The sequence below is a fragment of the Streptomyces caeni genome, from assembly GCF_042678285.1.
In the GTDB taxonomy this organism is placed as follows: domain Bacteria; phylum Actinomycetota; class Actinomycetes; order Streptomycetales; family Streptomycetaceae; genus Streptomyces; species Streptomyces caeni.
Window position 1 is genome coordinate 1 of the sequence record NZ_JBHUDX010000168.1, and the last position, 14425, is coordinate 14425.

Genomic DNA, 14425 nt, shown 5'->3' on the forward strand with positions numbered 1-14425 from the left:
GAAAGCCCGAAACGGACATCACGTCACGTACTGCCCTCTGAGTTATTGCTGTGGTTGTGAGCTGGGGTTTCTCAGTTCTTCTGGGTGATGTTCGCGGTGCGTCCAGGTACTCGGAGTGTGGGGCTGGGTGGGTCGGTGTCTGTCTGACCTGTGTGTACGCGGGTGTGCGCAGGTTGATCGAGCGTGCTGCAGTTCCAGTGAGTTGCTACTGGGGACGGGTCAGGTGGTGTCGGGGTTGGTGAGTTCGTCGTGGGTGAGGGTGACGCGGGTGGCTTTGCCGGCTTTGCTGGCTGTGGTGGTGGGTGGCAGAACGCGGACGTGGATGAAGTAGACGCGGACGCCGGAGAGTTCGGTGTACGGGGGCCATGCGCCGGGGGTGCCGTCGGTGGGCAGTTCGAGGAGCTTGTCGCTGATGTTGTAGATGACGAGGTAGGCGGTGTGCTGCCCGTAGTCGTGGGCGTACTTGACGACTTGGTGCACACCTTTGACGAGGTAGCTCTTGCCGCGGCTCTTGCTGTCGAAGATCTTGCCGTCGCATACCAGTGGGTCGCGCCCGTCGAGGTCGCCGATGAGGTCGGCCTCGCCGGAGGCGGAGCGCGGTTTGGCGTGGGTGATGTGGTCGCCTTCGAGGAAGAGGAACCGCTGCAGGTCGAGGTTGTAGACCTCTTCGCCATTGGGCCGGTCGGCTTCGAAGCGCGCGTACAGCTCTTCGCGGTCGAACCATTCGATGCGGGTGCGGTAGCGCTCGAGGGTGTGCAGGATGCTGCTCTCGGTGCCAACGCGTTCGCTGAGGAAGTCGAAGAAGGGCTGCAGGATGTCCTCGGCGAACTCCCGCCAGCTGTCCTGCAGGTTCGATTTCCTGCTGTAGCCCATAGCGACCCGCATCCCGACCTCGGGATCGTCGGCTTCCTTTCCCGCGGTGTCTTGCATCAGTTCCCAGACGAGCGTGGCTCGTCCTTCTTCGGTTCGGCTGGGCCAGAAGAACCGTCCACTACGGGTCAGGCCGGTGTGGAATCGCTCGCGATCCAGGTCTGGTTCTCTTCGGGCTGCTTCTTCGAGGAGGCTTCGAAGGGCTGGTTGGCTGTTGATCCAGGTGACGGCGAGGTGGACTTCGTGGCCGGCGCTGGAGAAGGGCGCGGTCATGAGTTTGCGCAGGCGTTCGCGTACGGCGACCTGGAGGCGCTGTTGGTACTTCACCGGAAGAGGCCTTTCAGAGCTTGTGTGATCTGCTGCTGGATGACGTCGCCCGCGTTCTGGGCGCTGCCGGTCTCGTCGACCAGCCATACCTGGGTGTAGCAGCAGGGGCAGGTCACGGCGGTCTGGGCCACGACCTCCGAGTAGCGGACCCACATCAGGTAGCCGCAGGCGGGGCAGGCCGTTTCGAGGTCCGCGCTGAGGAACTGTGTCGCGAGGGATTCGCCCATGGCGGGATTGTTCCGTATGGGTCTGACAGTGGTGCTGTTGTCGGTCCTATCCGGGGTGGATGCCGATGGCGGAGAGAAGCTCCTGCTGGGAGGGGTGGAGGGTGTTCCCGTGGGTGCGTTGCTGCTCGGTCCATCGCTGGATGGCGGGGGAGTGGTCCTGGCCGTTGAGCTGGTGCAACTTGGCTTGCTGGTAGGTGCGTTGCCAGATGCTGGGCCAAGGTGGGTTCCACCAGGGGTCGAGGGCTCGGAGTGCCTGGGTGGTGGTGGGGGAGAGGCGTCCTTGGCGGGCTTTGCGGCGTGTTTGTACCAGCCAGCGGCCCAGGGGGAAGCCGTCGTGGTGGGTGTCTGCACTGGGGGAGAGGTGGCCGTGGAGGGCGGCGTATGCGCGGGCGTGGTCGAGTCCGGGGCTGGGTGGGTAGACGCGGCTGGTTCTGCGGGGCTGGTCGGCGGGGTCCTCGGTGCCGGGTGTGATCCCGAGTTCGGTCAGGAGTTGTTGCTGTTGGGGGCGTAGATGTGTCCAGGCGGTGTGTTGTGCTCTGATCCAGCTTCTTACGTCGGCTGGCAAGCCGGTGGGGCGGGTTCGTGTCGTGCGGGCGCGGGTGTAGGCGCGCTGCCAGGCGAGGTCCCAGGGCGGGTTCCACCACGGGTCGATCGCGGTGAGGGCCTGGTGGCGGGCGGTGGGGGTGGTGTCGCGTCGGGCTTGTTGGCGTTGGTCGTTGAGCCAGCGGCCGAGGGGGAAGCCGTCGTGGACGGTGGAGTAGGTGACGGCCAGGGTGTGGTGGGCGGCGGCGTATGCGCGAGCGTGCTCGAGTGCGGTCTCGGCGTACGGGCTGAGGGGCCGGGCGTGGGCGGCTTCGCGGGTGAGGCCGATGTCGGCAAGGAGGCGCTGCTGGTCGGAATGCAGGTCGGCGTAGTGGGTGCGCTGCAGGCGTAGCCAGGTGCGCTGGGTGGGGGCGAAGCTGCGGAAGTGGTGGTCGGTGTCGAGCCGCTGGCCGGCCTTGATCTGGTCGTGGATGTGCTGCCAGGCGCGTTGCCACGCCAGGCTCCAGGGCGGGCACCACCAGGGATCGATCCTGTCCAGCGCCTTCGCCTCGGCAGAGGGAGGTGTACTCCGGTCGGCGTCGGTACGGGCGTGCTGGCGTTGCCGGCGCAGCCACCGCCCGAGCAGGAATCCGTCGTGGACGGTGTCGATCGCGGCGGCGAGGGTTCGGTACGTCGCGTGGTAGGAGCGCGCGTATCCGAGACCGACGGCGAAGTCGGCCTCGCGCTCGGCGGGCCGGGCGGCGGCGCCGCGGGCCCGGTCTGCGGTGATGCCGATGCGGGCGAGTAGGTCCTGCTGGTCGGGCTGGAGGGTGTCGTACTGGGCGCACTGGGTGGTCAGCCACGTGGCGAGCGCGCTGCCGGTGCCGGGGAATCCGGCCGTGGCATCCAGGATGTGGCCGTCTTCGACGTGGTGTGATTGAGAGGTTCGTAGTTGGTGTGGTGGGTGGGGTGTGAGCTGTGGTGTTGGTGATTTTTTGAGAAGAGGGAAGAGTGCTTCTGGGGTCCCTCCGGCGGTGGTGACGAGGCTTCTGATCTGTGTTTGTTGGGGGTCTGTTGATAAGGGGGGTGTGGTGTTGGGGATAGTTTCTAGAACCTAATGGACCGGTGCGTGTTCGTGCTGGTCAGGGGCTTGCTGTGTGGTTGGGATGGCTGGCCGCTGGCGGGTGGGGCCGGGGAGTAGGTCGGTCATCGAGGCCGCGCGACGGGGGTGGCTGTGGAACGATCAGGGTGTAGTCCGGCGTGTCCTTGGGACGTCAGCTCTCCGGTCGGGGTGCTGGCCTGGGCCGGCCGATAGGGGGTGGCGCCGGTGCCACAGGCGCAGGACCGTGAGGTTCCTCTGGAGCGGTTGTCCGGGCAACACTTCGGTCCGGTCGACCTTGATAGGCAGCAGCGGATTCTGAGTCGCCTGCGCCGGTTCGGCCCCGGGCCCGCGGGCTGGTACGCCGATATCTGCGCCCTGCTGGATGAGAATCTGCCGCTGCGTTCGACCGGGATGCTGGTCTCACACCTGTTCCGGGAACTGGAGAGCGCCCTCCGCGAGGTCCTCCTGCCCGATGCCATCCGGAACGATCCGACCGCGGGCGCAGGGCAGCGGCACGTGTTCGAAGTACAAGGTGTTCTGGACTGGCTGGGTATCCCAGCCGACAACCCCGCGGCCATCGTCTGGCTGGCAGAAGCGAGGAAACTGCACACCTACGCGCACAGGGTCCGTATGGAACAGACGCCGATGGACGCAGCGGTCCGTATGCGCCTGGCCGACCTGGAGAACGTGCTCGATGTGGTGCTCGACCGCTTCGAGACCCGCTATGTCACCGTTCTGCAGCGTCTGGAGACACTGGCTGCCGTCCGCAATCCAGGAAAGGCTCATGTGAAGCTGCTCCTGGGAGCCTTCCCTCAGGACTACTTGACCCAGGAACGCTTCTTCGGACTTCTCGACGCCCCGCAGTGGCTGCCGCACCTGCACGAGCACGGCTTCTTCAGCGCGCCGCCCCCACCGGAGTCCGACGACGAAGAGCGCACGGTGGCCTTTCCTGCCTGGCCGGCCTCAACGTATCTGATGCGGATGACCAGCGTTGCCCCGGCACGCGTGGCGGCAATCGCCGAGGAGATCCCGTCGACGGACAACCCGCGGGTCAACCTCGATCTTGCGGAGGTGGCACTTCTGCTGCCCCCCGCGGACGCGGCGCGTCTGGTGCCGCGGGCAGTGGAAGCGATCGGTGGCCCCTACCTGATCGCCCCGGACCGCTATGCCCAACTCGCAGTCCACTGTGCCCAGGCTGGTCACATCGAGCAGGCTCTGGCGGTGATGGCCGCGCTCCTGCAGGCCGCACAGGATGATGGCCGGATCGACGACTACGATCTCCAGGAGATCCTGCGCACGCACAACGCCGCCTTGGCCCGTCACCTGGGGGCGGCCTGGTTGGAGGCTCTGGCCGGCAGCCTGGCAAGCGCGGTCCTGGCCACCGGAATGGACCCTGACCGAGCCAACGGGGAAGATCTGTCCAGCGTGTGGTACCCGGTGCTGGACCCGGGCCACGGGGGGATGCGCTCCGATGACCGGGCACTGCTCACGGAGGCGGTCCGCGACACGGCCGACCACCTGGCGGCCACAGACATCCACGTTGTCCTGCCCATCCTGGAGTCCCAGCCTTGGCTGGTCTTCCGCAGGCTGCGCCTCCTTATTCTCCAGCGTCATGGTGCCAACGCCCCGGCCGTGATGGAGAGCATCGTGACCGACCGGGACCAGATCGCCGCCGCCTCGTCGCACCGTGAGTGGGCACTCCTGGCCCGCGCCCACGCCAGCTCGCTGAGCTCGCCCGTGCTCGAACAGGTGCTGGCTGTCATCGACGCCGGGCCGGACACTGAACGGTTCGTGCAGCGGTTCCGCAGCACTTCCGGTGGCGCCGAGCCGCCGGAGCAGTACGTTGAGCAGTGGGCGGGCGCTTGGCGGCGAGACCGCTACGCCGCACTTGCCGACGTCCTGCCCGAACAACAGCTGCGGCACTACCAGGAGTTGCTCGAGAAACTCGGCCCGGCACCGTCGCTGGACACGATTCCCCAGCCCCTGGCCTGGTCGGAATCCGAAGAGCAGGGCTCGCCGGAGAACCTGGCCGCGATGACCGCCACCGAACTGATCAGTCACGCTCGGCAGTTCCAGCCCACACCGACCCGGTTCGGAACGAACGCCGAGGCCTTCTGCAGCCAGCTGCAGGCTGCCGTGACCAGCCAGGCCCTCATCTACCAGGAGGACGCCCGGCAGTTCGCCGAGTTGGCCGATGATCACCTCGCCGCCGTCCTCGACGGATTCCGTACGGCTATTCAGACCGGTCAGCGACTCAGTTGGGCGACCATCCTCCCGCTCGTACAGTCGGCTACCAGCCGCCCTCATACTTCCGACACCGGCACCCTGCACCTGGCCGTCGCCCGGTTTGTGCTGGCGGGACTGGAACTGCAGAACACCCAGCAGATTCCCACCCTGCTCGGCGACGCACTGTGGGACGTACTCGAGTCGGTCTGGAACGCCGCCAGGTCACCACAAGACGACCTTGACGACGACCAGCAGTCTGTTTGGGATGAGAGTTTGGAAACAGCCTTGCGCGCCGCCGTCGCGTGGGCCCTGTGGCGTCGCGAGCACGGCGCTGCCTTCCAGGTGCTGTTCACCGCCTTGGACACCCTGCTGCTGGACGCGGCCGGCACGCCCGCTGCCCTGGGTGCCAGCCCCGTCGGCCGGACCGTCGGATCCTTGATCACCAGACTCGATGCTCTCGACCCGGCGTGGACGCGACGCCGAATCGAGGTCCTGTTCACCCCCGACACCGCACTGGGCCGTGCAAGCTGGACGGCCTACCTGAGCACCGCCTCATCACTCACCGAGTCCGTCGTGAGCATGCTCATGGACACCTACCGCATCGCAGCACGCACACCCGCAGTGGACGGTCAGGAGCACCGGGACTTGCACCGGCGGCTGGGTGATCACCTCATGGCCATCTATCTGGCAGGTCTGCTCGGACTTGACGACGAGAGCACCATGGCTGACTACCTGTACTCCTCACCCGTGGCTGCTGTTCAGCTCGCTTCGTTCTTGAGCGAGGTCGTCCATGACCGCGACCTGTCACCGGATACCCGCGACCGCATCATGCGGTGGTGGACTTGGCGCCTGACGGCTCGGGACGACAGCGCGCATGGACCTGCACCGCAACCCAAGGAGATCCACGCCCTGATCGGCCCGCTGGTCCGCAATGACGCCTTCCCGGTCACCTGGCGCCTGCAACAGCTGAGCGTTGCCCTTGAGATGACTGGAAGCCTCGGCCGTGACCGGCGCATCTACTCTTTCCTGGCCGAAGCAGCCACCGACTACCTGGGGCCAGTCCTGGAACTGATGCACCGATGGGTCACCACGCTGGACATGTACGACTACGCCCCACGGATCAGGGAGAGCGACATCCGCGCTGTTCTGCTGGCCGGGCTCGCCTCTCCTGAACACCAGGAACTGGCCCGCGACATCGTCAACCGAGCCACCTATCGCGGGCACTACCAATTCGCACCCCTGCTCGCGGACCCCGATGACCAGCCCGGCCCGTCCTGACCAACCCACCCAGCAGAGCGGTCGGCAGAGCGGCACCTGCCGTGCCGAGGGCTTCCGGCATCTAAAGGATCGGTGTGAGTTGTGCTGGTCAGCAGCTTGGTGCCGGGTTGGGTCTGCCGGTCCAGTACAGGGCGGTGTCGATGTCGCGTGCGGTCCAGCCGTTGGCGTGTGCTCCGCCGTGGTGGAGGAGGTCGTCGAGGAGCTGGAGGTAGCGGCCGTAGCGTCCCGGTGTGGGGGTGAGGGGGAGGCGGAGGGTGTCGAGGGCGTATTGGACGCGGCGGTCGTAGACGGCCATCCGCTGGGGTGCTGCCGCGGTCAGGATGGCCGAGGCGAGGGCGTCGCCGGTGCGGAAGCCGGGCAGTTCGGCGATGATGCCGCGCCCGGTGTGGGCGGCTTCGCTGCGGGTGAGGCTGGTGTCGCGGACGGCGGTGACGGCTCGCTCGGTGACGGCTCGTACGTGGGTGTCGGGCAGAGACATCAGTTCTGTCACCCAGCGGGTTTGTGCGGAGAGCCGTTTCCAGACGACGAGGGCTGCGATGTCCGTCTTGCCGAGGCTGCCGGTGTGCTCGGTGCGCTGCGCGACGTCGTGGAGGACCTCGTCGTAGTGGGGTGAGACGTCGGCCAGGTAGTCGGCGCGGGCGGGGATCAGGGTGTACCAGGCCCGGTCGTAGAGGGCTGCGAAGTCCTCGTCATCGGGCGTATCAGCACTCTTCTTCACGTCCGCATCATGCCGTTCTGGCCGGTTGGCGGGTTCGGGGGCGGCTTGCTTCTTCGGCGAGGTGGTCGAGCCGGATGGCTTCGAGCGATTTTTTGGTGATGCGTTCGGTGCCGTCGCAGATGGCGGTGATGGCTGCCTGGCGGATGAGGCGGGCGAGGCTTCCGATGCGGCCGGCAGTGCGCTGGTGGAGGTAGGTGGCGTGGCGGGGGAGTGTGCCGGGTGTGTGCTGGGCCAGGTCGAGGGCGGTTTCCATGTCGGTGATGAGGTCGGTGAAGGGCCGGCGGATGCCGTGGCGGGCGGGGAGAGGGCCGCAGGTGATGAGGCTGGCGCGGCCGGCGAGTTGGGCGCCGCGTATGCCGCTGAACAGGGGTGTGGCGGCGACGTCGATGCCGCTGTAGACGAAGGTCGCTTTGATGCGTTCGGTGAGGTCTTTCAGCAGGTCGGCGGCTTCGGCGCCGGTGGTGGTGCGCGGGTTGAGGCGGTGGATCTCGTCGATGAGGACCAGGCGGACGCCGGCTTGGGTGTAGGTGTGGCAGACGGCGCTGGTGATCTGGGCCTGGGTCATGCGGTTGGTGACGGGGATGCCGAGGTAGCGGGCGAATTCGATGGCGAGGGTTTTCGCGGTAGCGCCGGGCGGCACCAGCAGGTACGCGACCGGCACCTGCTCGTGGGCGCGTCCGGGCGGGGCGGGGTGTTTGCGGGTGTGGGCGAGGTGGCAGGTGCGTCCGACTTCGAGGAGGGCGGTGGTTTTCCCGGCTGCGGCGGGGCCGGTGACGATCAGTGAGGGCCGGGCGGTGTTCTGCTGGTGGCGGCCGAGGAGCATGAGGGTGCGGACCTGGGTGGCGAGGGTGTTGATGGCGGGGGTGCGGACGGTGACGAACGCGGAGTGGTAGGCGAGGCGTTCTTCCGTGCTTCGGGGTGCGTCGCCGGGCTGGGGCGGGGTGAGGGGTGGGGTGGTGGCGAAGTGCTGCCAGCCCTGCCAGGTGGTGATCGGCCACTCCGGCTCTGCCGCGTGCGTGCCGGGCAGCAGGGGCTCGGTGTCGGTGGTGGCGTGGTGGTTGCGTGCGGGGCTGGTCACCAGTTGAGGGCTTCCTGAGCGGGGTCGTAGAGGCCGAGTCCGGTGTACGGGACGGGCGCGTCGCCGTTGTCGACGGTTTCCTCCTCGCCGTCAGCCTGCTCTGGGTCGTCAGGCAGGTCGTCGAGGTCGTCGAGACTCTCGTCGTCCCATCCGTCGGCCTGAGGGCCCGGGGTGTGGGGCGTGCGGTGATCGGCCGTCGGCGGGGGCGTTTTCAGCGGTGCGGTGCGGGTGATCAGGCGTTGCTCGCCTGCGGTGGCGGTGCTGGTCTGGGCGCGGCGCATGAGCTGGTCGAGGGCGTCGGCGAGGTCGGCTTCGTGGGTGTCGCGGTCGCCGTGGCGGGTGGTGATGGTTTTGATGTGCTGCCAGGTGGCGCTGTTGAACGGCTCGTGGATGTGGTCGCGGTGGATCCACGGGATCTCTGACAGGTGTCCGTCGGGCAGGCGGATCCAGACCTGGCGGGCGTCGTGGGGGTTGGTGTGGACTTCCCATTTGCCGCCGCGCGCGGTGACGGGGGAGGGCTGGCCGCGGTAGGGGGCGAGGACGTCCGCGTCGTAGGTGCGGTGGTCGATGCGGATGCCGCGTTCGGTGATGGCCTGCCAGCGCACCGGTAGCAGTTCGAGGTAGTCGCTGCCGCTGAGGGGGAGGGGCACGTGGCCGGCGACGGCGATGAGGGCGGCCCACATCTGGTTCGGGGTGAGGGCCTTCTTGGGCAGGGTGGGGTGGCGCAGGCCTTCGTGGGGGCGGTGGTGGTAGTGGATCAGCCATTCATCGAGCAGGTCCTGCAGCTGGGCGACGCTGAAGCAGGCCTCGGTTTCGGCGTCGGGTCCGCGGCGGGTGACGTCGGAGCCGGTGTAGCCGGGCAGGTGCTGGCACAGCAGGGCGTTGATGGTGCCGAAGGTGCGCTCGACGATGCCTTTGGCGGCGGGGGCGTGGGGCGGGGTGGGCTGGACGCTGATGCCGAGACTCTCGCAGGCGGCGCTGAACGCCGTGGACAGGTAGATCTTGCCCCGGTCGACGACGATCGTCTCGGGCACCACGACCGGCCGGGCGGCTGCGCCCTGAAGGCGTTCGTCCAGACCCATCATCCGCTGTAGCTGAGGGAGTTGGGTGTGGGCGAGGCGCAGCGCGTCGGGCCAGGTGGGGCGGGCGGGGTGCGGGACGGCCATCTCGGCGAGCAGCAGGGCGGCGTCGACGGCCTTGGTGCCGGCGGGGCGCAGGACGGCGGCGAGGATGGCGCGAGTGGCCACGTCGACGGCGATGGTGAGTTCGGGCCGGCCGGTGGTGCCGTCGTCGAAGACGGCCAGGACGTCCAGCCGCGTGGTGTCGACCTGCACCTGCTCGCCCGGCCGCAGCGCCACGGTCGGAGTGAACGCCCGCCTGCCGGCCGGGGAGGGCAGAGTGCGGGCGGGGCGGTGGGGGTGTTCGGCGGGACCGGCGAGTTGGTGGACGAGCCGGTAGAAGGTGGCCTGGGAGGGCATGGTCACCGTGCCGCGGCCGTACCGGTCGGTAAGGATCTGCGTGACCAGGGGCATCAGGCCCTTGACGGTGCCTTTGGAGCGGCCTCGCTGGCGGCGCAGCGCTTCCTCGATGGCGGTGATGACGCGTTCGTCGGTGCGCCCGGTCGGGCTGGGGCGGCGGGTGGTGCGGTGGTCGACAAGCCCCCACAAGCCCTGTTTGCGGTAGGCCAGGCGCATGCGCTGCACTGTGGTCCGGGAGACAGGTCCGAAGCCGATCGCGGTCAGCTCCGCGGCCTTGGCCTCCTCGCGCTGCGCGAGCGTGAACCGGTCGGGGTCGTACTCGGGCCGGGGCACCCCGCCGCTGTCCGGCCCGCCGGGCAGGCCGGACTCCACCTCGCGGATGTGCCGCTGCCAGGCCAGCGCCTTGCGTCGCGCGCCCTCGGGCGCGGTTTCGAACAGACCCCACTGCGTCACGGCCTGGGGCGTCTCGGCGCCCACGATGGTGAAGGACGGGTCGGCGAACAGATGCCCGGCCACGACCGTCTCGTCTCCTCCTGTCTCACCGGCGAGGTGGACCTGCTGCCCCGCCACAGCGATGACCTGCCAGGTGCTGTCACGGAAGCGGACGTGTGCTCCGACCTGCAGCACCGGCCGCCCGCCACGCCGCCCGCTCACCACCCGTTCCCGCTGCCCGGGCCGCTGCGGCCGTTCGCAGCGCCGGCGCCGGTGCTGATGAGGACCCGCTCGTGCAGCGGTATGTCCAGGGGCGTGGTGAGGTGTCCGTGCCACAGGGCGTGGAAGACGGCGGGCAGGACTTCGATCGGGTCGCCCGCCGCTTCGGTGCCCTCGATCAGCGGCCGCGGCTGTGTGAACGCCTCACGGACGGCGGCCACGAGAGGGGGACGGCCGGCGTTGCGGGGGTGGCGGTAGCCGGCCAGCCATTTCAGGTTCGCAGCCAGGGTCTTTTCCAGCGGCTCAAGGCGCCGGTAGCTCCAGCCAGCCTGCACGCACGCCTCCTCCAGGACCCTCGCAGCCCGCTGCGCCCGCTCGCCGCCGGCCTCCGGGTGGCTGGGGCAGTCGGCCAGCACTGCGGTGCCGTCGCGGTGGCGGGCGAAGAGCTGCGGCACCCACGAGCGCACCTGGCCGCGCGCGTCCCGCCACAGCAGACGGACCGGCCGCCCTGCCAGGCCGACCACCTCAGGGTCGCGGTCCAGCACCATCAGCTGCGCCCGCATCGCGGCCGACCCGCAGGCCACATGCCGGCCGGTCGTGGCCGACCACCACTGTCCGGGCCCCCACCGCCGCCCTGGCACCACCGGGAACGCCGAAACCGGCTCCAGATCCTCGAAGGCCACCGCGAGAACCGCGTCCGCCCACCGCTGCTGCACCACCTGCCCGACGGGGTCGACAAAGACCGCCTCCCACTCGGATCCGGTGTCCGTCTGCATGTGCTGTGAGCGGCCGCCTGATGCGGCCGCTGCGTCCTTGCTGCCCACGCCCCCCAGTCAAGCCCGTCCCGCCTCGCTGGCGGGCGGCTTCACAGGTTTTGATCACGAGTGCTGGGCGATGAGGTATGCCCTGCGGATCACGGTCCGTGCACACCCTGCCTGCCTCCTGACACCCGCTCACCGCTCTTTTCCCGGCTGCATTTTGCGGTGGTCCGGGAGTGCCTCGGCCAGGACATCGGTCGGCAGGCGGGCCCAGTGCGCCAGATCCTCCAGAGCCATCCCGGCCCCGAGGGCTGCCGCAGCGGTCTCCCGTACGGCCTGCTCGATCAGCGTGGCGGCATGGCCGAGGTTGCCCAGCAACTGCTGAGCGGCGTCGGCGGTCTCGCCGTACTGGGCACCGCGCAGCTGGGTCAGCTGCTCTTCGGCGTCGTTGACCAGGCTGGTGATCCGTGCCCGCTGCTCGGCCGGCACCGCAGAGCGCCACGTGGTGCCCGAGCCGGGCGCGCTGCGTTCCTTGGACAGGACACGCAGCTGGGCGGCCATGGACGCGGGCTGGTGCTCCTGCCTCAGCCACCACGGATCGTTGCCGTACCCAGGCGGGCCCCCGGCGCCGCGGCGGATGCGGATGACAGCGCCCATCCACGAGGTCAGCGGGCCGCCGTAGTCGGTGGCGGCCAGCGGCCCCAGCCACCCCCGCCCGACCCGCTCGCCCAGCCGACGGCAGAACGCCCCGTCGGCGGGCAGCGGCCGCGGCTGCCCGGCCCCGCTGTCCTGCCACGCCAGCTCGGCCAGGGCCGGGTCCAGCAGCGCGTCGGCGACGGCCACCACCTCGGGGAAGACGACCGAGTCCCGGCCCACGATTCGCCACCGCTCCAGCTCCGTCCCGGCGTTGCCGCCCGCGATCTGGTGCAGCCGCCGCGGCCAGACCGCCTCGCGCTCCCAGTGCAGGGCCTGCTCCCACCACCGGGCCACCACCGCATAACCCAGAGCGAACACCCTCTCCGGCTCCGCACCGGCCCGCACCGCCCGCCGCGCCACCGAGGGCCACCGCCGCTGCGCCGCCACCACCTCCGGCAGGTCGCGCAGGTCGAGGTGCTCCAGCGGCTGGTTGGCGTCCGCGTCCAGCAGCCACCGTTCGTGCCGCACGCACACCCGCTCCCACCGCGGCACGTACCGCACCGCCCGGAGAGCAGTCCCCGTGCGCCGGGCCGTGCACAGTCGGCAGCCGAACGCCAGCGGACCGACCACCGCGCCACCGATCCGCCACAGCCCCACCGGATCGCCATCCTCGGCGCGTAGCTTGGTGTCCCCTTCCTCCCAGGACGGCAACGCCCTTGCCAGCACGTCCTCCTCCACGCCGCACATGCCCGCCAGGAGCTGGCGTCCGGCTGCGTTCAGCAGCACCTCGGCGTCGGCCCGTGCGCCTCCGCCCTCGTGCCCAGGCGGGTAGTTGCGCCACTTCCAGCAGGCCCGCAGCACCTTCGCTTCCATCCCATATCGGCTGGCGATGCGGCAGATCAGCGACGAGGTCGTCTCCCCCTGCAGGGGAGCTGTCCGCAATAGGCCGGGAAGATGAGTCACTCCACCACGGTCTCGTGTTCACCGCTCCGGGCGGGGGATTTCGCAGCAGCCGGCCGGTCCTCGGGCGGTCTACTTCCCCGGGCCATGAGTCTCCCTTTCAGGGACTGCAGGCGTCGGTGTGGCGGCGGATTGGCCCGTTCAAGCGCACCGTGATGATCTGATCGCACTAAGCTACGCCTGTGGTGGTTGGCGAAGATGCTCAGGTGAAGGGCTTCTCGGGGGCCCGCAGAGCCAAGCAGTGGCTCGAGGGCACGATGCGTATCTTCGGCGCGTACGCGAACACGGACTCGGAGTCCTGCGGCCGTCGGCTGACACTGTCCTGGCCGTACGGAGGCCGGACGTTCTCCTTCGATCTGGGTGGCGCCATGCGTGGTGACCCCTACCAGAACGACATGTTCTGTGCGGAGGTCAAGAATTATGCGCAACCCAGCGATCAGGGAACCCAGTTCGACGAGTTCCTAGCCAAGTGCTACGTAGCCGCCCAGGCCCAGCACCACCTCAGCGATCACTTCATGTGGATCACCTGGGCACCCTTCCGCGCTAACTCCTGGTCCACCCTCAACTCACCAGGCCAGGTGGAGACCGCGGTCCTTCAGCACAGCAGCCGCGTTTTCGGCACCAGCGACACCGAGGAAGCCCGAAAACTCCTGGACGTTGACCTCGCCCAGTCGGTCGCCGCACGTCTGTGGCTGATCGTGCTCTCGGACAAGCAGGAAACCCTCCTGCCGCTCAAGGACTGGGCAGCCATCGTCGCCGCCGAACTCACCCGCAGAGAGGGCTCGTGGTGAACCTCGTCGAACAGTCGATCTCCCAGGCCATGGACGAGCCCGACGACCGGATGATGTTCACCCGGGTCAAAGACATCGTCGCCCGGCACCTGCGCCGCATGGACCCCGGTGCCACCATCACCAAGACCGAGTTCTTCAACCACACCCATGTCCCCGACATGGTCCTCGAATGGCCCGGCAGACCCCGCACATCGCGCCGGTTCATCTACCTGCGCACCACATCCGACCAGCGCGAGCTCGAGGACGACCTGCAGCGCCTTCCCCGTGCCGATCGGCCGGTGCTCCTGGCGCTCGGTCAACTGCCCACCGAACGGCAGCAAGGAGATCTTCCCTCGCTGCCCGGCAGCAGCACCGCGCTGCTCCTCGACGCTTCCGCACTCGGCGCACTCCAACCGGCCGACGACTCTCCCGGCATCCCCCGTCTGGTGTCCCGCTCCGTTCTCGAAGGCGGCCGCGGCACCCTCGACAAAGCGGCGACCGAGGAGTTCCTGAACACGGTCGTTCAGGGAGCCGAGGCCGCCCGTGCGGGAGAACGCGTTCCCACCCGCGACGCCGTCAACGCCCTCACCGCACGGATGACCACCGACGTCGCCGACCGGATGTCAACCTTCCTCGCCGCGCTCTGGCAGGGCGGCGGATCCACGCTCGCCAGCTTCCCAGCGCCCCAGCGAGGCGTCGGCCATCTCGACGAGACGGCCCTGATGTACCTGCTGGAATCCGAGGACATCACCGACTCCGCATTCTGGAACCGGGTCGTCCGCATGATCAGCCTCCCTATCCTGCTGCGCACCCCGGCCGCCGGC

The 14425-nt window shown here is 68.9% G+C and carries 13 protein-coding genes and 1 pseudogene; 5 read left to right on the top strand and 9 right to left on the bottom strand.

From position 1 onward, the window contains the following. Window positions 1-219: 219 nt before the first annotated feature. The 4 genes and pseudogenes from ACFSL4_RS37480 to ACFSL4_RS37495 all read right to left on the bottom strand — a co-directional run. Window positions 220-1197 (bottom strand): hypothetical protein, encoded by a 978-nt coding sequence (locus tag ACFSL4_RS37480; RefSeq protein WP_381092593.1) that lies wholly within the window; start codon window positions 1195-1197, stop codon window positions 220-222. Further along, on the bottom strand, window positions 1194-1424 hold the full coding sequence (locus ACFSL4_RS37485) for a hypothetical protein (RefSeq protein ID WP_381092594.1): 231 nt from the start codon (window positions 1422-1424) through the stop codon (window positions 1194-1196). Before ACFSL4_RS37485 ends, ACFSL4_RS37480 begins: the two co-directional genes overlap by 4 nt. A gap of 46 nt (window positions 1425-1470) precedes the next feature. Next, the gene (locus ACFSL4_RS37490) at window positions 1471-1989 is read right to left on the bottom strand and encodes a helicase associated domain-containing protein (protein ID WP_381092595.1); all 519 of its coding nucleotides are present in this window, start codon (window positions 1987-1989) and stop codon (window positions 1471-1473) included. A gap of 141 nt (window positions 1990-2130) precedes the next feature. Continuing rightward, window positions 2131-2196 (bottom strand): annotated as a pseudogene (locus tag ACFSL4_RS37495) (hypothetical protein); the annotation flags it as partial. Between ACFSL4_RS37495 and ACFSL4_RS37500 the strand changes: the two are divergent. The 3 genes from ACFSL4_RS37500 to ACFSL4_RS37510 all read left to right on the top strand — a co-directional run bounded on the left by ACFSL4_RS37500 (window position 2170) and on the right by ACFSL4_RS37510 (window position 6552). Next, a complete protein-coding gene (locus tag ACFSL4_RS37500; protein WP_381092596.1) occupies window positions 2170-2358 on the top strand; it encodes a hypothetical protein in 189 nt (62 codons plus the stop codon). The pseudogene ACFSL4_RS37495 and the gene ACFSL4_RS37500 overlap by 27 nt on opposite strands. A 33-nt stretch (window positions 2359-2391) precedes the next feature. After that, entirely contained in the window at window positions 2392-2754 is a 363-nt protein-coding gene (locus ACFSL4_RS37505) for a hypothetical protein (RefSeq protein WP_381092597.1), read from the top strand. Between the two features lie 519 nt (window positions 2755-3273). Beyond that, complete coding sequence (locus tag ACFSL4_RS37510) at window positions 3274-6552, top strand: hypothetical protein (RefSeq protein WP_381092598.1); 3279 nt, start codon at window positions 3274-3276, stop codon at window positions 6550-6552. A gap of 88 nt (window positions 6553-6640) precedes the next feature. On the opposite strand, the gene ACFSL4_RS37515 is transcribed toward ACFSL4_RS37510, so the two are convergent. The 5 genes from ACFSL4_RS37515 to ACFSL4_RS37535 form a co-directional block, all read right to left on the bottom strand. Then, on the bottom strand, window positions 6641-7270 hold the full coding sequence (locus ACFSL4_RS37515; RefSeq protein WP_381092599.1) for a hypothetical protein: 630 nt from the start codon (window positions 7268-7270) through the stop codon (window positions 6641-6643). A gap of 7 nt (window positions 7271-7277) precedes the next feature. Then, window positions 7278-8261: a TniB family NTP-binding protein gene (locus tag ACFSL4_RS37520; protein ID WP_381092605.1), complete on the bottom strand. Its 984-nt coding sequence runs from the start codon at window positions 8259-8261 to the stop codon at window positions 7278-7280. An 83-nt stretch (window positions 8262-8344) separates the two neighbouring features. Further along, a complete protein-coding gene (locus ACFSL4_RS37525; RefSeq protein WP_381092600.1) occupies window positions 8345-10480 on the bottom strand; it encodes a Mu transposase C-terminal domain-containing protein in 2136 nt (711 codons plus the stop codon). Then, complete coding sequence (locus ACFSL4_RS37530; protein ID WP_381092601.1) at window positions 10477-11301, bottom strand: TnsA-like heteromeric transposase endonuclease subunit; 825 nt, start codon at window positions 11299-11301, stop codon at window positions 10477-10479. The genes ACFSL4_RS37525 and ACFSL4_RS37530 overlap by 4 nt, the downstream gene beginning before the upstream one ends. 129 nt (window positions 11302-11430) lie before the next feature. Beyond that, complete coding sequence (locus ACFSL4_RS37535) at window positions 11431-12744, bottom strand: DNA-binding protein (RefSeq protein ID WP_381092602.1); 1314 nt, start codon at window positions 12742-12744, stop codon at window positions 11431-11433. A gap of 269 nt (window positions 12745-13013) precedes the next feature. Here ACFSL4_RS37535 and ACFSL4_RS37540 point away from each other — a divergent pair, with 269 nt between their 5' ends. Next, on the top strand, window positions 13014-13622 hold the full coding sequence (locus tag ACFSL4_RS37540) for a hypothetical protein (protein WP_381092603.1): 609 nt from the start codon (window positions 13014-13016) through the stop codon (window positions 13620-13622). After that, window positions 13619-14425, top strand: an 807-nt coding sequence (locus ACFSL4_RS37545) for a hypothetical protein (protein WP_381092604.1), incomplete at its 3' end; no start/stop codon positions are given. The genes ACFSL4_RS37540 and ACFSL4_RS37545, both read left to right, overlap by 4 nt.